The following is a 17,292-nucleotide window of genomic DNA, read 5'->3' on the forward strand; positions in this document are numbered from 1 at the left end:
AACATTATTATTATTTCTTTCAGCTTGAAAATAGATGTGCTGAAAGGTTTTCCATTCTCGTTTGGGGTTACACATAATCTTGATGACACATCATGAAAAAAAGCACCCCAATTCGTCGGTATGTCCAACGATTGGGGTGCTTCACATTTCCATATCCCTTTACTTCCTTACCAACCTCTGCTGGAGCCTCCGCCACCGGAGCTTCCTCCGCCGCCTCCGCGCGGGCCGCCTCCGCCCCGGCCACCGCCGCCGCCTCCTCCACGACTGATGAATATCAAGAGGATATTCAGCAGCGTTTGCAGGAAAAAGCCTTTAAAGAATTTGGCATCGAGGATGAACACGATGACGATGACAAGGATAATGAGAAAAATCTGTATCCCGGATGGCTGAAAGGTATCTGGCTCTGGCTGAACGGAAAGATCTTGCTGAAACTCGTCGCCTAAATCATATTCTTTCGTGACATCGTTATAGACGGCCTTGTAGGTTTCAGTCAGTGCAGAATCATACTTCCCTTCCTTCAGCTCTGGAATGGCGATATTGTCCAAAATCTGTCCAGATCTTATATCGGTAATGGCCCCTTCCAGACCATACCCCACTTCAATGCGGATCTTCTTCTCTTCCTTGGCAAATACGATGAGGACGCCATTGTTCAGCTCAGCATCTCCAAGCTTGAATGACCTCAATGCCGCAACCGAGTACTCTTCGATCTCGGATCCTTCCATTGAATCCACGGTCAATACGGAAATCTGCGCTTTCGTTGCATCATCCAAGCGTTTTCCAAGTTCGTTCAGCTCGGATTTTTCCTGATCATCAAGCACTCCGGCAAAGTCTTGGACATAGATATCCCCAACGGGTGCCGGGATGTTAGGTTGTGCTGCGACTACGTTTGCAAATTGTAACGTGAAAATGAAGAATAGCGCAAACACAGCGAGTCTTTTCATTATTTATCGCTCCCGAAATCAACCTTTGGCGTTTCTTTTTCTTGGTCGGTCACTTCAAAATACGGCTTCGTCTCGAACCCGAATGCGCCCGCCATCAAGTTCTTCGGAAAGCGTTTGATCGTCTTATTATATGTTGTGACTTCATCATTATAGTCTTTTCGTGCCACCGTCAGACGGTTCTCCGTCCCCTCCAGGCTGCCCATAAGTCCCTTGAAATTCTCATTTGCCTTTAAATCGGGATAGTTCTCAACGACAACTAAAAGACGGCTTAAAGCCCCGCTCAGCTGTTGATCAGCTTGTATTGCATCTTCTGTAGTATTGGCTCCGGCAAGCTTCGAACGAGCATCACTGACCGCTTTAATGGCTTCCGTTTCGTGCTTCGCATATCCCTTTACCGTTTCGACGAGATTTGGAATCAAATCCGCCCTCCGCTTCAATTGGTTATCCACCTGTGACCACTTATTGTCGACGTCTTCATTGGCACTGACAAGGCCGTTGTATGAGCTTGCCCCATATATTACAAGCAAAACGACAACGACTATTCCTATGATCCATCCTTTTTTCATCCTGGTCCCCCCTGCTCATTCATATCAGTTATATTTTATAGTACTTCCACCAAAACTATGATTGTAAAACAAAATTCCACAAATCGATGAATGGAACCTGTTACATAAAATCATAAGGTGTGACATTTTCCATCCCGATCATCGGGTCAGCCTGCATGAAAATATCAAGATAGCGTGCCTCAGGCTCATGCACAATGCCCTCTTCAACCGGAGCTTGAGCTTCGCTCAAAGCCTCGCGCAGCTTTTCACGGAGGGTCGTTTTTCGGCGCATCTCATCATTCCGTTCGATTCCCAGACGGAACGCATCTTCTTCCCCACAAAGAATCAGGAAATTCTTGCTGCGGGTGATCGCGGTATACAGTAGATTGCGCCGAAGCATACGATAATAGCTTTTCACTACAGGCAAGATGACGATGGGAAACTCACTTCCCTGTGACTTATGAATCGAGCAGCAATACGCATGTGTAATCTGGTTCAAATCCTGTTTCGTGTAGGTCACTTCGATCCCTTCAAACGATATGATGACTTTATCGACATGATCGGTATTTTCCTTAGCGAACAAAATCGACACGATTTCTCCCATATCGCCGTTAAAGACCCCTTCCTCAGGCTGGTTCACCAGCTGCAATACCTTATCTCCCGTCCTGTAAATCACATCGCCAAATTTGATTTCCCGCCGCTTTTCATCCACATTGCTATTGAAAACTTCCTGAAGCATTTTATTCAAGGCATCGATCCCGGCTGGACCTCTGTACATTGGCGCCAAAACCTGTATATCCCTAGCCGTGAAGCCCTTTGTTCGCGCATTTGCGACCACCTTCTCGATAACCTGGGCGATTTGGCCGGTCTGGCAGCGAATGAACGACCGATCTTCTTGCTGCTTCGTCACATCATCTGGCAGCCTTCCCTTTTTGATATCATGGGCCAATTCAATGATCGAAGAACCATCAGCTTGACGATAAATATGCTCAAGACTGACCGTAGGTACACAATTCGAAGCAAGCAGATCCTTCAGAACCTGTCCGGGACCGACTGATGGCAGCTGGTCTTCATCACCAACCAAGATAACCTGGACATTTTCCGGCAGGGCTTTAAATAATTGATTGGCCAGCCACGTATCCACCATGGACACCTCATCGATGATCACGATCCGGCCATCCAACTGATTATCCTCATCATGGGAAAAGCCTTCACTCCCGTTCCATCCCAGCAAACGGTGAATCGTGACGGCCGGGAGACCGGTCGATTCAGCCATTCGTTTCGCCGCACGCCCGGTAGGGGCCGCAAGGACAAAGGGAAATGGGTCGCTTCCTTCTTTTTTATAATCATTGATATCCATGGATACACCATGAAGCTCTGCATAAAGCTCGACAATCCCCTTGATGACCGTCGTCTTACCGGTACCCGGGCCCCCCGTCAAGATTAACATGGGTGATTGCAGGGCTGTCTGGATCGCTTCCTTTTGGGCCGAGGCATAGGAAACACCAAGCCGCTCCTCCAACTCACCAAGTGCCAGTAAAAACTCCGATTCCGGAAACTGGTCCTCATACTCTGTTTGGTCGAGCAGCCGCTTGATGTTCTTCACGATCCCCATTTCGGAAAAGAATAAGGAAGGCGGATAAATCCGTTGATCTTCGACAACGATTTTCCCTTCCTCCGTCAATTCGATTATTTCCGAGGAAATGTTCGTGAATTCGATCTGGTCCCGTTTATTTTCCTCAAGCAGCTTCTTTACCGCTTCCAAAAGCTGCTCGGCTTCTATGTAGATATTTCCGTCCTGGAGGCACTGTGATTCAAGCGTATACAGGCAGGCAGCCTTGATACGGTCAGGGTGGCTTCCGGATATCCCGAGCTGATGCCCTAGTTCATCCGCCCGTCCAAAACCGATCCCTTCAATATCCTCGACCAGCTTATACGGATTTCCCTGTACCATCGAAATCGTATCCTGCTTATACATTTGATAGATCTTCATCGAGAGCTGCGGACCGAAGCCATATTGATTCAGGGCAATCATCACCTGCTCCAGACCTTGATGCTCCACTAACGTGTCATAGAGCCCCTTAGCTTTTTCACCGGATAGCTTCGGGATATCATCAAGTAACGATGGCTGAGCCAGAATCTTGGAAATTGCCTTTTCCCCTAGCGTATCAACAATGCTTTCGGCTGTTTTTTTCCCAATGCCTTTAAAAAGGTCACCGGACAAATAACTGACGATGCCTTCCTTCGATTGGGGCAAATCCTTGCGAAAATGCTCAACATGAAATTGAAGGCCAAAACGCGGATGCTCCTTCATGGCCCCATAAAAAATATAGATCTCGTCCTCATGCATCCTTGGAAAATAACCGGTTACGACAGCTTCCTTCTCTTCATAATTCAAATTCGTTTCATGAACGCGAATTCTTACGACCGAGTACATATTATCATCATTATGAAAAATCGTTACCAAATGGCTACCCTTCATGAACATTTTCTCTTCTGCAAACAAATCCAACGAATCTTGCTGGCTCAACGCTACTCCCCACCTCTCCAACAGCATATGCCTTCTATTTACTCGGCATTCATTTCTTCCATCAGTTTTTTACCGTGCGCCGCCAGCATGTGGTCAGGCTGTGCTTCCAGCGCTTTGTTGAAGTAAGTCATCGCTGCCTGCGCATCTTCCTTATATCCAGCAAACGCCACCCCTAAATTATAATAAGCATCGGCATGACCCGGATCCTGTTCCACCACGAGATTCAGCTGATTGATCAATTCATCATACAATTCGGCATTTGCAAGGCAAAGTGCATATTGAAATCTCGCATCAACATCCTCCGGGCTCAGCTCCACCGTTCTTTGTAAATAAGGCATAGCCAGCTTTGGCTGCTCCAATGCCATCAAAGTCAAGCCAAGCATGAAGTAAGAATCGCTGTTTTCCAAGCCTAAACGGATCGCTTTCTCAAACATGTCCTTCGCCTCACTTAATTTCGAATCAGACTCATAGTATAAGTTACCTAAAGAATAGTAAGCGGCAGCTGCGTTTTCATCCAACTCAATCGCCTTTTTGTAAAACTTGACGGCTTTATCCGTTTCACCCACTGCGGTCAATACATTCCCAAAGTTTATATAGGCAACAGGCTCCTTCGGATTTTCCTCGATTGCCTCATTGAAGACCTTCGCCGCTTCCTCGTATTTCCCTTGCTGCATAAATTCAATGCCTTGTTGATTTTTATCCATGTCCATTCACACTCCATTTTCATAATAAAAAGTATAGCATAAGCAAGTGGTCGGTTTCAGGCGGACCACCCGCAATCCAAAAAGCCCCCAACCGCAAACACAGCTGGGGACATGCCTATTTTACCCTACGTAAGTCAGTTTTTCACCTTTTTTAAATACTTCATCGATCGTACCGCCGCCAAGGCATACTTCACCATCATAAAATACGACCGCTTGTCCAGGTGTGATCGCACGGACAGGCTCGTCAAAGATAACCTCGACATCACCATTTTCCAAGACCTTCACATGAACGCCGCTATCCTCTTGACGGTACCTGAATTTCGCCGTACAGGAAAATTCCCCTGCCGGGATATGCTGCGCGACCCAGCTGACATTAACGGCCAGAAGGGAATTGGAATACAGCACATCATTATCAAAGCCTTGACACACATATAATATGTTACGCTTCAAGTCTTTTCCCGCAACAAACCAAGGATCGCCGCTGCCGCCAATCCCAAGGCCGTGACGCTGACCGATCGTGTAATACATCAATCCATCATGCTTGCCCATGACCTTCCCGTCCATCGTGACCATGTCACCTGGTTGGGCTGGAAGGTAATTGCTTAAAAACTCCTTGAAATTGCGTTCGCCGATGAAACAAATACCTGTCGAATCTTTCTTCGTTGCCGTTGCCAGACCCGCTTCTTTCGCCATCTCACGAACTTCCTTTTTATCGATATGCCCGAGCGGAAACATGACTTTTTCCAATTGCTCTTGCGTAAGCTGGTTGAGGAAGTACGTTTGATCTTTATTGTTATCAACACCGCGTAGCATTTTGTATTCGCCATCCCGATATTCAACCTGAGCATAATGCCCTGTGGCGACATAGTCCGCTCCGAGGCTTACCGCATGCTCAAGAAACGCCTTGAACTTAATTTCCTTGTTGCACATAACATCCGGATTTGGGGTACGGCCCGCTTTATACTCCTCCAAGAAATATGTGAACACTTTATCCCAATATTGCTTTTCGAAGTTGACTGCATAATAAGGGATGCCGATTTGATTACAAACGGCAATCACGTCATTGTAGTCCTCCGTTGCGGTACAAAATCCGTTTTCATCCGTATCATCCCAGTTCTTCATGAAGATCCCGACCACATCATAGCCTTGATTCTTCAACAGCAGGGCTGACACAGAGGAATCCACGCCTCCTGACATGCCGACGACTACGCGGGTATCTTGTGGTGCTTTATTCATCCTGTCACCTCGTTTATTTTAAAGGAAGGTTTATCTTCCCACTAATCTGTTAATGATTTTCACGGTCACCTCAGCCGCCTGCCTGACTTCCTGTTCCGTATTGTGCAAACCGAAGCTAAAGCGAATCGAATTCTTCGTCCGCTCCGAATCCTTGCCAAACATGGCGACAAGTACATGCGAAGGCTCGATGGACCCTGCCGTACAAGCGGAGCCGCTCGAAACCGCCACCCCTGACAGGTCCAGATTAACGAGCATCGATTCCACGTTCGTGCCTGGGAAACTTACATTCAGCACATGCGGCAACGACTGTTCGATAGATCCGTTAATTTCATATTGTACATCCGCCTCATCGAAGACGGCAAGCAATACGTCTTTAAAGCGCTTGTACTGTGCCGGCTTCCTTTCCAACTCATGTTGGGCGATTAACACCGCTTCTGAAAATCCAGCAATGGCCGGCACACTTTCCGTACCCGCCCTGCGTTTGCGTTCTTGCTCCCCGCCATATAGAAACGGACTCAGCTTCAACCCTTCACGAATATATAGAAAGCCGATTCCCTTCGGACCGTTAATTTTATGGGCTGAAACACTCAGCAAATCCACGCCCAATTCATGAACGTCGATGGGCATCACTCCGTATGCCTGAACCGCATCCGTATGGAAAAGGGCTGGATGGCCTTTAAGCAGCTGCCCAATTTCAGCAATCGGCTGGATGGAACCGACCTCATTGTTGCCGAACATGACCGAAACCAAAATCGTATCATCGCGCAATGCCGCCTTTAAATCCGCAACGGAAATAAGCCCCGCTTCATTCACAGGCAAATAAGTGAGTTCAAAGCCAGACTTCTCAAGGAATTGGCAAGTATGCAAAACCGCATGATGCTCAATCTCCGTCGTGATGATGTGCTTTCCTATATTTTCTTGGGCATTCGCCACCCCTATGATGGCCGTATTATCCGCCTCTGTTCCACCGCTCGTGAAAATGATTTCATTCCGTCCGGCACCAATGCTCTTGGCAATGCTCGAACGCGCCTCATCCAAAACATGGCGCGCCTCCCGCCCGAAAGCATGAATGCTCGAAGGATTACCAAAGTCATGGCTCATGACGGTCATCATCCTATCCACCACATTCGGATGCATCGGTGAAGTCGCCGCATGATCTAAATATATTCTCTCCACTTTTTTGTCGCCTCCATTAAAAAAAACGCAAGCGCCTACATAATAGGCGCATTGCTGATCACTTAAATATAGTACATATAAGAATCGATTTCACCCGTATCTTTATAATTCGCCAAATCCATCAACGTCGTATTATCCAATACATCCTTCACGGCATCCCTGATGCGGATCCAAAGCTGGCGCTTAACCGGCTCTTCCTCCTCGATTCCTTCAACCGGGGTGATCGGGCCTTCCAACACGCGAATGACATCACCCGACGTAATCTCCTGTGGATCCTTGGACAAAACATACCCGCCATACGCCCCACGGACGCTCTTCACCAAACCCGCATTACGAAGCGGTGCAATCAGCTGCTCCAAGTAATGCTCGGACAAATTATGCGTCTGCGCAATCGATTTCAAGCTCTTAGGTCCTTCTCCATAATGTTTAGCAAGCTCGATCATGATCGTTAAACCATAACGGCCTTTAGTAGATATCTTCATACATATACACCTCAAATTATTTATCCGTTTCTAAATCCTTATGAAATTATAGCATATCCCCGGCAGAAATGCATTCACCCTCCCTTCATTTTACAAATTATCCTAATTGGAGAACTAGGATAAGTAAAATGACTACTTTTTAAGACGAATGGACGAATTATCCCCCGGGCGGACGGATTTCCTGCCCTTTGGGACGGATTATCCTCCGGACGGATTTTCTGCCCTTTGGGACGGATTCTCCCCCGGGCGGACGGATTTTCTGCCCTTTGGGACGAATTATCCCCTGGGAAGGACGGATTTTCTGCCCTTTAGGACGGATTTTTCCCCGGGACGGACGGATTTCCTGCCCTTTGGGACGATTCCCCTCCGGGCGGAACGATTTTTCGCACTTTGAGTCGAATTATCCCTTGGACGCACAAATATACCCTTCCCTTAGGAAAAATTCATTCTGGATGGCCGTATTAAACAGAAGTTTGATTATTTATTTGATTTATTTTCTCCAAATTACAGGAAACCAATTGTTAATGGAGAATACTTTACTTAAATCTATAAGGAGTGATGACAATGATCATAAAAGATTGCAAAATGCCTTTAAAGATAGGCATGCTAGAATCTCTCGTGAGGCGTTTACCTCCTGGGCATGTAAGGCACCCGTCAATAAATGAAGACATCAAAAAAATTCAAGCAGGGTACAGAGGTGAATATAGAGTCTTCCATTTACTTAAAGCCCTTCCCGAAAAAGACTATCTACTCTTTCATGACCTCCGACTAAGCGGTTCCCCTTTTCCATTTCAAATGGATATCCTGATCCTCACACCCTTTTTCCTGTTAATCGTTGAAGTTAAAAACATGGCTGGTGAAATTTTATTTGACAACACATTCAATCAACTTATCCGCACAAATCCAGATGGAAAAACTGAAGCTTTTGACGATCCAATATCGCAGGTAAGCCGACAGCGGATACACCTGTTAGAATGGTTAAAAACAAAAAAAATCAACAACCTTCCAGTTGAAACCCTCGTAGTCAGTGCCAATTCTTCAACCATCATTCGCGCAGCGAATAAGGAGCTTAAAGGAAAAGTAATACGCAAGGATCGGATTCTTCTTCAAATTGCGGAATTAAAGAATAAATATACCGAAGAGTCACTTTCAAAAAGAGCTATAAAACGTTTATCGAATGTACTGCTCGATGGACATACCACTTTTATTCCTAAACCTTTAGAAACCTATGGAATACCAAGTTCTGCCCTTCAAACAGGTGTCTTCTGCCAAAAGTGTCATACTTTTACCATGGAGCGGCATAGAAAGTGGATTTGCCACACATGTTTGGATACTTCCCATGATGCTCATATTTCGGCACTTATAGATTATGTATATCTCGTAAAACCCTCCATTACCAACAGCGAATTTCGGAACTTCCTCCAAATCAAATCTCCATCAAGCGCAAAAAAATTATTAACTTCATTGAACCTGAAACATTCCGGACATACAAAAGGCAGAGTTTATCTACTAGATTCTCTAATAGAAGGCTAGAACGGATTCTCCGCTGTTTGGGACGAATTCTCTCGACGGTAGGTCGAATTAAACCTATTTGGGACGAATTCTCTCGATGGTAGGTCGAATTAAACCTGCTTGGGACGAATTCTCTCGCTGTTGGGACGAATTAATCCTGCTTAGGACGAATTCTCTCGACGGTAGGTCGAATTTTTCCTGTTTAGGACGAATTCTCTCGACGGTAGGTCGAATTAATCCTGCTTAGGACGAATTCTCTCGACGGTAGGTCGAATTATCCCTGTTTGGGACGAATTCTCTCGACGGTAGGTCGAATTAAACCTGCTTGGGACGAATTCTCTCGACGGTAGGACGAATTAAACCTGCTTAGGACGAATTCTCTCGACGGTAGGTCGAATTTTTCCTGTTTAGGACGAATTCTCTCGACGGTAGGTCGAATTAAACCTATTTGGGACGAATTCTCTCCCCGGTAGGTCGAATTAAACCTGCTTGGGACGAATTCTCTCGACGGTAGGTCGAATTAAACCTGCTTAGTACGAATTAACCTCGGTAAAGGCGGGTTAATTATGATTTTATCGTTACAGGCATCATAATCAGCGCATTTCACCCATAAGTTGTGATACCTTATATTAAAAGGAGAGGTGCGCAATGAATATTAAACCGCTGGCTTACCGGATGCGGCCTCGATCGATAGATGAGATCATCGGGCAGGAGCATCTGGTTGGTGAAGGGAAAATAATCGCGAGAATGGTGAAGGCCAAGCAGCTTTCCTCGATGATTTTGTATGGACCTCCGGGAATTGGCAAAACATCGATTGCAAGCGCGATTGCCGGAAGCACGAAGTTTGCATTCCGGACGTTGAATGCCGTGACCAATAACAAAAAAGATATGGAGATCGTTGCAGCCGAGGCAAAAATGTCCGGCAAAGTGATTTTACTGCTCGATGAAGTTCATCGCCTCGATAAGGCCAAACAGGATTTCCTTTTGCCTTATCTGGAAAATGGCATGATTACCTTGATCGGTGCAACGACTAGCAATCCCTATCATGCCATCAATCCGGCCATCCGCAGCCGGTGTCAGATTTTTGAATTAAAATCGTTGGAAACCGTTGATATCATCAAAGCGTTGGAACGGGCACTGCATGATGAAGAGCGCGGGCTTGGTACATATAAAACGAATGTCGACCTTGAAGCCCTTACCCATTTCGCAACCGCTTCGAATGGTGATGTCCGCAGTGCGCTAAATGCTTTGGAGCTCGCCGTCATTTCGACCGAGCCTGATGAAGAAGGTACGATTCAGATCGATGTGCAGATTGCAGAGGAATGCATGCAGAAAAAGAGCTTTTCACATGACAAGGATGGTGATGCCCACTATGACGTCCTGTCAGCTTTCCAGAAATCGATTCGGGGCAGTGATGCGAATGCAGCCCTTCATTATTTGGGGCGCTTGGTCGAAGCCGGCGATCTTGTCAGCATTGCCCGCCGCATGGTGGTCATTGCCTACGAAGACATTGGCTTAGCCAATCCGCAGGCTGGCCCGAGGGCACTCGCTGCGGTCGAAGCTGCTGAACGGCTCGGGTTTCCGGAAGCCCGGATCCCGCTTGCCAACTCCGTGATCGAGTTATGCCTATCACCTAAATCGAACACGGCCATTACCGCGATTGATGCGGCTCTTTCCGACATTCGCAGCGGCCATAGCGGAGATGTACCCGATCATCTTAAGGATGCCCATTATAAAGGGGCCGCCGATCTCGGGCGCGGCATCAATTACCTTTATCCGCATGACTATGAGAATGGCTGGGTGAAGCAGCAATACTTACCGAATAAATTGCTTCGCAAAAAATATTACAAACCGAAAAAGAGCGGGAAATTTGAGCAAGCCCTGGCCACTGTTTATGAAAATATCGAGAAAAAGAAATAACTCCGGATCGCTTCAGACCGGAGTTATTACCATTATCGGTTTTGCCGACTGTCCGCGAGACTTCGTTAACAAGCGTTCCTGGCCTTCACATTCAATCAACAGAAAAAAAGAGGCACATCAACTATGTTTGCATACACAAAGAAAGGCACAACAACTCCATTTGGTTGCTGTGCCTGTTTGGTCTTTCTTGTTACTTATTGTTTTGAGATGATGCTTTGATTAAGTTCTCAAGCCATAACTGCTTGAATTGGTTTGAACGGACGCGTCTTTGACCCCTGCCTGAGCTTTCATCTGAGGAACTGCTTGATGAGCTCTCGCATGAGGAACTGCTTGACGAGCTCTCACATGAAGAACTGCTTGATGAGCTCTCGCATGAGGAACTGCTTGACGAGCTCTCGCATGAGGAACTGCTTGATGAGCTCTCGCATGAGGAACTGCTTGATGAGCTCTCGCATGAGGAACTGCTTGATGAGCTCTCGCATGAGGAACTGCTTGACGAGCTCTCGCATGAGGAACTGCTTGACGAGCTCTCGCATGAGGAACTGCTTGACGAGCTCTCGCAACAAGTTTCTTCTATCCGAACCGATAAAGCTACGAATTGGATATGTTCCGTTGTCACATAAAATAACTCTTCATTATGCACAACAACGATATATTCTTCAGCCACTTCAATCAGAATTCCTTCAACCCTTTCAGGGCCGCCTGCGCTAACGGATACCCAGTTGTGGATCAATCTTGAAAGAATGCCATTAAGTGAATCAATACCCTCATATAGGTCCTGAGGAGGCAATTCACGGCATGCAAATTCCACCACAATTACACTTTTGATATGGGAGATCGGGAATAAAACCAACCCTTCCCTTTCCGTGGAAAGCACCAAAAATTCTTCTTTCACATCGATAACCCGGCCAACTTTTGAAGTCGGGCCGCCGCCATTCACTTGAATGCAGCTATCCTGCAATGCTTCCAGCGCCCCTATAAAAGTTTCTGGATATACAAATCCTTTATCGTTGATCGGGCATAAATTAAGTGCCCTCTTCGCATTTTCGACCACGATCTTCAAATGCTCGATGGCGTAATAGACGAGGTGATTTTCTTCCGTTTGCAGAACGATATAATCACTCCGAACTTCTACAAGCCTGCCTTCTCTCGATTCAGGGCCGCCTTTATATACCCTCACAAATTTCCCCTTTAAAGCTTCAAGGTACGGTAAACTAACAGTCTCTGCCATTTTTCCTTTAGCCTCCAATAGTTATTTATACTTTAGTGATATCCGTACTGCATATATATGCGCCTTATTTCTATTACGGACTCTTCCAATCACCCATTTTGCAGTAAATCGTCGAACGCCCAGAAATACTATATGAAACTTCACTTTTTCCAGTCTATTCACAATTCTGAAAAGCGTTTTTCTTTTCACAAAAAAAACTCCGGATTTTTCCCCCGGAGTGTTGTTCCATCACCATGAATGATTCCTTCTTGAAGTCAGTTTTGAGTTTTCAGATTCTTTTTACGTCGCAATCAACCAATAGATATTCGAAGGTCAATCCGCCAGCCGGAGCCCGCTAATCATTTTTCCTTATCGTACGGAACCGCCAAACGGGCACTTTCCCTTTGCCCATGCTTAGTCACCGTCATAGACAGCTTGCCTGATTGCTTTCCAAGCTGCTTGATCGACACATTCTCCACTTTCCCTTTGGCGGTCGCCTTGGCCAAAACGGCTCCTTTGCCACCGTATACCTTGATTACATCGCCTTTCGTCACGCCGCTCACTTTGACGATATCGGCTTTTCCTTTATTATTGACCACCTTTACCTGGGCTTTTTTCAAAGGATCAGAGATTTCACCTTGGTAGGCCCGAGCCACAAGGACGCTTTCCCTCAATGGTGACTGTGTTGCCGAAACGTAGATATTCCCCGATTTCTTACCAAGCTGCTTCACCTTAACAGTCAATGACGTTCCTGCTGCGGTAGCTTTCCCTACCATTTTCCCCCTGCTTTTTTCGTCATACACTTTAATGATGGTCCCCTTTTTCATGCCGCTCAGCTTGATATCATCCGGCTTTCCAGTTTCATTTGACACGCTGATTTGGGCTGCCTTTACTGCAGGCGAGGTATCCGAAAGGGTAAACTGATAGGGAGCATCGATCGTATTCTCAGCGTTTTCCATGACCATGTAATAGCTCCCTTTTTTCAAGTATGGTGTGATGGCCGGCTTTTCACTCGTGTATAACTCACCATATTTCTTACCTGAACGATCTTGAATCACCGCATGCCAATTCGTCTCAGCTTGTTGTTTAACTGACATGACTACATGCCCATTTTGCGGAACGTTGAACTTGAATGCATCACGATCATCGGAAGTACTGATCACCCCTCTCCACGTCTCATTCAAGCGAATGGCATTGGCCGCCTCTAGCGTATCATTCGACTCTTGTTCAAAATGGTCATCCTTCGTGTACTTCACCGAAAACTGAAACGGAACCTTCGTAGCCGCCCCATTATCGCTAATCACGATATGATACGTCCCCTTTGGCAGTCCAACTTTCACTTCCTCGAAGCTCGAACTGCCATTTTGACTGCCCGTATAGACGTGAGTATAGTTGGTTCCTTTATCGTTCTGGATGGTACCCTCCCATGAAGCCTTGGCATTACGCTTGATCGATAACGTCACAACTCCAGCTTCCGGCAATACAGCTTTATAGACCTTCTTGTCCTTGCTGCTGGCTAAGGCTCCTTTATACATTGTATTGACTTGACCATTCAACGGGGCATGAGCCTCTGTGTTAACAGCCAGCGTTAGGAGGAGAATGACGATCCCAAGCCCCAATACACCTTGACTCAACTCTCTTATTCGCACCATCTCTTACCCCTTCACGATTAAAATGATAGTATAATATAACTAGTTACATACTCCTACACTACCACGATTAAGCCCTTTCTTACACACGAATAAAAAAAGCTCCAAAGAAAATTTGGAGCTTGACCGTTCACCCATGATTTTCTTTTAACCATCCGATTATTGATTTCCCCCTGCTTTCGCGGAGAGCTTCTGCTCCTTCCTTGACGATGACCTTGCCTTCCTTTATGATGATCACTTCATCCAGGATGTTCTCAATTTCCTCAATTTCATGAGTGGCCATGATTACCAATTGTTTATCTAAATCCACATAAGAAAGCAGGCTCCGGACAATCGACTCCCTGACCATGACATCGAGCCCTGAAAATGGTTCATCCAATAGCACGATAGGGGCTTCCCGGGACAGAGCGAGCAATAACTTAAGCTTTCCCCGATTTCCCTTGGACATCGCAACGACCTTCTTTTCGGCATCCAATTTCATGAATGCGAGCATTTCGATTGCCTTTTCCCGATTAAAATCGGCAAACTGCGATGCATGAAAATCGATATAACGACCTGCCGTAAAATTAGGATAGAAAAAATCAAGCTCAGTCAAATAAGACACCTCTGAAGCAATCCTCCTGTCAACTGCCACTCCATCCACCAGCACCTGACCCAATTCCGGTTTCACGAGACCGGCAACCAGCTTCAGCAACGTCGACTTACCGCTTCCATTGGCTCCTAACACCCCGTAGATCCTTCCCGCCTCAAAGGTGAGCGAAATATCTTCAAGGGCAGCAATGCTTCGATACTTTTTCGATACCTTGTGCAACTCAACCGTCATTTTTCATCCTCCTGTTTTTTCAGAAATTGCTGGACAGCCGCCACCATTTCTTGATTTGACATGCCAATGCCCTTCATGTTTTGAACGAATGTCTCTGTAATCTCCGCTTGAATCCTGGTCCGCAATGACGAAATCAAGGCGGAATCATTTTTCACGAACGTTCCCTGCCCCCTTCTTGTCTCCACGAATCCATCCCTCTCGATCTCCGCATACGTACGCTGGATGGTGTTCGGATTGACCCCCATTTCGACCGCCATTTCACGGACAGATGGCAGCTTTTCCCCGCCCTTCATATCACCGCGTGCAATCGAATGGCAAATTCGGTCGGCTACCTGTAAATAAATCGGTCTTGATGCATGAAAATCGGCTGACATACCTCACACCTCAATCTTTCTATCCAGCAGCCAACATGAAATGAGGAACAATATCACTAATCCGATCAATTCGAATCCGCTTGTCAACAGGGAAAGGCTGCCCCCTGTTTGGAAGGAAAACTCAAAGTGATCAAGAGACATGCTAAACGACGAATCACTTATGATCGGAACTGTCCATAATTCGTCCAGCTTCATGTACAAGCCCGTACTGAACAGCCAATTGCGGAAAAACAACATCCCTAAGCAGATAGCTGAAATCAAAAGCACACGAAGCGGTTTCATAACATCATTCCCGGCGAGCGCGTGATAGACGATCCATAAAAACAGGGTAAACACAGCAAGAGCTAAACTAACCACGACCAATACTCCGGCTGTCATCAGCAAGCTGCCACCATCCAGCATCGTTTCATTATGAAAACCCTTTTTAAACAGACTTTCAGGAATCTTCATCCCCCCAAAAACAACACAAGCAGAAAAGAAAATAGATGCGACTTGAAAAAACATGCTGATCGAAAGCTTACTGCCTAGGAGCATCGCTGCAGATTGCGGATTATGGATCCAGAGCAGCGTCTTCCCCTCAGAATGTAAACAGCTCAGAATGACAGAGAAAATGAAAAGAGGCTGCACCAGCATATTTAACCAAGTACAAAGATAAAAAAGACCAGCAACTTCCCAATACTTGGCCGCGAAAAAAGCAAGGCAGACAAAGCCAGCCTGTGCAACCAATAACCAAAGCAGGGTCGTTTTTCCGACCACCCACTCCTTTTGGACTAAACCTTTGAACGAATTCACGTTTCCAACTCCTTCACTACTGTTCTAGTTATATAGTACACTAGTAAACCAAATTATGTCAAAGCTATGATAAAATAGTAAATTATACTGTTATTTTCGCGAAAAATTAAATATAATAGAGTATGTAGCAACAAAAAGAGGAAGGAAGTAATCTATGAGACACGAAAAAAAGAAGAAAAAGAAACGGACTTGGCTAAAGGTAGTCGGGATAATTGTCCTACTTTTCATATTAGCAGGAGGCGCTTTTGCCTACTCCGTCTGGAATTCCCTAAATAACACCGTCGATTCCATGCATACGCCCATAGACCGTGACACAGATAAACGAACGAAGGAACTTGCCCTATCCGATCGGGAGCCCTTCTCGATGCTCATGCTTGGGGTCGATGAACGTGATGGCGACAAAGGCCGCTCGGATACGATGATCGTGTTGACCGTCAACCCACAGAAGAAGTCCGTGAAAATGCTCAGCATCCCACGTGATACACGGACCGAGATCGTCGGCCATGGCACACAGGATAAAATCAATCACGCCTTTGCATTCGGCGGAGCAAAAATGTCCATGGATACCGTTGAAAACTTCCTCGATATTCCGATCGATTATTATATGAAGATCAATATGGAGGGCTTCAAGGATATCGTCGATGCCGTCGGCGGCGTGACTGTGCAAAACGATTTGGACTTCTCTTATGACGGTTACCATTTCGCCAAGGGAAGCATCAGCCTGACTGGAAAAGAAGCGCTAGCCTATTCGCGTATGAGATATGACGATCCAAATGGTGATTTTGGCCGTCAATCGAGACAACGTGCCATCATTGAAGCCGTCATTAAAGAAGGCGCAAGCATCTCTTCCTTGACGAAATATGATGATGTCTTCGATGCCCTAAGCAAAAACATCCAGACGAATTTGACGTTCGATGACATGATGGATATCCAGAAGCATTACAGGGATGCAAGCAAAAGCATCACCCAATCGACGATTCCTGGCGATGGAAGGAAAATCGACGGAATCTACTATAATATCGTGTCCGATGAAGAAAAAGAAATGGTCCAATCCGAATTAAAGGAACAATTGGACATTAAATAAGCAAAAAAGTAAAGCTGCCAGAACCCGCATTCTGACAGCTTTTTCTTTTTATCCATCCAATATTCTGACAAAAAATGGACGTCAATTGTAGAGATTTGTTGGAATTTTTGTTGTTTATTAGACGGTAAAAGACGGTATAATCTAGTATGAGCCAATAAAAAACCAACTTCCCCCTGCCCCTTTCACCAAATGACTCTAGTAATCTCTGGACCCGGAACCCACCAACCGCCATTCATTGCCTACAATAAATCATCCTAAACAAAAGGAGTGTATCGTATGAAAATCAAAGCAGGCAGCTGGGCTATGCTAAGCAA

The 17,292-nt window shown here is 45.9% G+C and carries 15 protein-coding genes; 3 read left to right on the forward strand and 12 right to left on the reverse strand.

Going from position 1 to position 17,292, the window contains the following annotated elements; all coding sequences use genetic code 11:
* Positions 1–167: 167 nt before the first annotated feature.
* From ABE28_RS15765 to cymR, 7 genes are all read right to left on the reverse strand, one after another.
* Entirely contained in the window at positions 168–941 is a 774-nt protein-coding gene (locus tag ABE28_RS15765) for a TPM domain-containing protein (RefSeq protein ID WP_064463561.1), read from the reverse strand.
* Positions 941–1,507 carry a LemA family protein gene (locus ABE28_RS15770; protein ID WP_064463563.1) on the reverse strand — a complete coding sequence of 189 codons (567 nt, stop codon included), beginning with the start codon at positions 1,505–1,507 and terminating at the stop codon, positions 941–943. Before ABE28_RS15770 ends, ABE28_RS15765 begins: the two co-directional genes overlap by 1 nt.
* Positions 1,508–1,607: 100 nt before the next feature.
* Positions 1,608–4,016, reverse strand: coding sequence for an SF1B family DNA helicase RecD2 (gene recD2 / locus ABE28_RS15775; protein ID WP_064463565.1), 2,409 nt, complete (start codon positions 4,014–4,016; stop codon positions 1,608–1,610).
* A 38-nt stretch (positions 4,017–4,054) separates the two neighbouring features.
* On the reverse strand, positions 4,055–4,720 hold the full coding sequence (locus ABE28_RS15780) for a tetratricopeptide repeat protein (RefSeq protein ID WP_064463567.1): 666 nt from the start codon (positions 4,718–4,720) through the stop codon (positions 4,055–4,057).
* A 120-nt stretch (positions 4,721–4,840) separates the two neighbouring features.
* Positions 4,841–5,956: a tRNA 2-thiouridine(34) synthase MnmA gene (mnmA, locus tag ABE28_RS15785; RefSeq protein WP_064463568.1), complete on the reverse strand. Its 1,116-nt coding sequence runs from the start codon at positions 5,954–5,956 to the stop codon at positions 4,841–4,843.
* Between the two features lie 30 nt (positions 5,957–5,986).
* On the reverse strand, positions 5,987–7,132 hold the full coding sequence (locus ABE28_RS15790) for a cysteine desulfurase family protein (protein WP_064463570.1): 1,146 nt from the start codon (positions 7,130–7,132) through the stop codon (positions 5,987–5,989).
* Positions 7,133–7,194: 62 nt separating this feature from the next.
* The gene (cymR, locus tag ABE28_RS15795; RefSeq protein ID WP_057911634.1) at positions 7,195–7,614 is read right to left on the reverse strand and encodes a cysteine metabolism transcriptional regulator CymR; all 420 of its coding nucleotides are present in this window, start codon (positions 7,612–7,614) and stop codon (positions 7,195–7,197) included.
* Positions 7,615–8,178: 564 nt separating this feature from the next.
* On the opposite strand from cymR, the gene ABE28_RS15805 reads away from it, so the two are divergent.
* Entirely contained in the window at positions 8,179–9,147 is a 969-nt protein-coding gene (locus ABE28_RS15805; RefSeq protein ID WP_064463573.1) for a nuclease-related domain-containing protein, read from the forward strand.
* Positions 9,148–9,774: 627 nt separating this feature from the next.
* Entirely contained in the window at positions 9,775–11,046 is a 1,272-nt protein-coding gene (locus ABE28_RS15810) for a replication-associated recombination protein A (RefSeq protein ID WP_064463574.1), read from the forward strand.
* 190 nt (positions 11,047–11,236) lie between these two features.
* Here ABE28_RS15810 and ABE28_RS25535 read toward each other — a convergent pair whose 3' ends face one another.
* The 5 genes from ABE28_RS25535 to ABE28_RS15835 all read right to left on the reverse strand — a co-directional run bounded on the left by ABE28_RS25535 (position 11,237) and on the right by ABE28_RS15835 (position 15,894).
* Positions 11,237–12,277 (reverse strand): hypothetical protein, encoded by a 1,041-nt coding sequence (locus tag ABE28_RS25535; protein WP_064463575.1) that lies wholly within the window; start codon positions 12,275–12,277, stop codon positions 11,237–11,239.
* Between the two features lie 338 nt (positions 12,278–12,615).
* Positions 12,616–13,908, reverse strand: a complete 1,293-nt coding sequence (locus tag ABE28_RS15820) for a hypothetical protein (RefSeq protein WP_064463576.1) — start codon at positions 13,906–13,908, stop codon at positions 12,616–12,618.
* Positions 13,909–14,035: 127 nt separating this feature from the next.
* Positions 14,036–14,728, reverse strand: a complete 693-nt coding sequence (locus ABE28_RS15825; RefSeq protein ID WP_064463577.1) for an ABC transporter ATP-binding protein — start codon at positions 14,726–14,728, stop codon at positions 14,036–14,038.
* Positions 14,725–15,102 (reverse strand): GntR family transcriptional regulator, encoded by a 378-nt coding sequence (locus tag ABE28_RS15830; RefSeq protein WP_064463578.1) that lies wholly within the window; start codon positions 15,100–15,102, stop codon positions 14,725–14,727. The genes ABE28_RS15825 and ABE28_RS15830 overlap by 4 nt, the downstream gene beginning before the upstream one ends.
* Before the next feature lie 3 nt (positions 15,103–15,105).
* Entirely contained in the window at positions 15,106–15,894 is a 789-nt protein-coding gene (locus ABE28_RS15835) for a hypothetical protein (protein ID WP_064463579.1), read from the reverse strand.
* A 154-nt stretch (positions 15,895–16,048) separates the two neighbouring features.
* Here ABE28_RS15835 and tagU point away from each other — a divergent pair, with 154 nt between their 5' ends.
* On the forward strand, positions 16,049–16,978 hold the full coding sequence (tagU, locus tag ABE28_RS15840; RefSeq protein ID WP_064463581.1) for a polyisoprenyl-teichoic acid--peptidoglycan teichoic acid transferase TagU: 930 nt from the start codon (positions 16,049–16,051) through the stop codon (positions 16,976–16,978).
* The last annotated feature ends 314 nt before the right edge of the window (positions 16,979–17,292 follow it).

This window comes from Peribacillus muralis (assembly GCF_001645685.2).
GTDB classification, from domain to species: domain Bacteria; phylum Bacillota; class Bacilli; order Bacillales; family DSM-1321; genus Peribacillus; species Peribacillus muralis_A.

What these genes read in the sequence shown, in the direction of transcription:
- ABE28_RS25535 (WP_064463575.1), bottom strand. Translation starts at nt 12,277, where the DNA reads ATGGCAGAGACTGTTAGTTTACCGTACCTTGAAGCTTTAAAGGGGAAA.
- ABE28_RS15805 (WP_064463573.1), top strand. Translation starts at nt 8,179, where the DNA reads ATGATCATAAAAGATTGCAAAATGCCTTTAAAGATAGGCATGCTAGAA.
- ABE28_RS15780 (WP_064463567.1), bottom strand. Translation starts at nt 4,720, where the DNA reads ATGGATAAAAATCAACAAGGCATTGAATTTATGCAGCAAGGGAAATAC.
- ABE28_RS15810 (WP_064463574.1), top strand. Translation starts at nt 9,775, where the DNA reads ATGAATATTAAACCGCTGGCTTACCGGATGCGGCCTCGATCGATAGAT.
- mnmA (WP_064463568.1), bottom strand. Translation starts at nt 5,956, where the DNA reads ATGAATAAAGCACCACAAGATACCCGCGTAGTCGTCGGCATGTCAGGA.
- cymR (WP_057911634.1), bottom strand. Translation starts at nt 7,614, where the DNA reads ATGAAGATATCTACTAAAGGCCGTTATGGTTTAACGATCATGATCGAG.
- tagU (WP_064463581.1), top strand. Translation starts at nt 16,049, where the DNA reads ATGAGACACGAAAAAAAGAAGAAAAAGAAACGGACTTGGCTAAAGGTA.
- ABE28_RS15770 (WP_064463563.1), bottom strand. Translation starts at nt 1,507, where the DNA reads ATGAAAAAAGGATGGATCATAGGAATAGTCGTTGTCGTTTTGCTTGTA.
- ABE28_RS15825 (WP_064463577.1), bottom strand. Translation starts at nt 14,728, where the DNA reads ATGACGGTTGAGTTGCACAAGGTATCGAAAAAGTATCGAAGCATTGCT.
- ABE28_RS15830 (WP_064463578.1), bottom strand. Translation starts at nt 15,102, where the DNA reads ATGTCAGCCGATTTTCATGCATCAAGACCGATTTATTTACAGGTAGCC.
- ABE28_RS15765 (WP_064463561.1), bottom strand. Translation starts at nt 941, where the DNA reads ATGAAAAGACTCGCTGTGTTTGCGCTATTCTTCATTTTCACGTTACAA.
- ABE28_RS15820 (WP_064463576.1), bottom strand. Translation starts at nt 13,908, where the DNA reads ATGGTGCGAATAAGAGAGTTGAGTCAAGGTGTATTGGGGCTTGGGATC.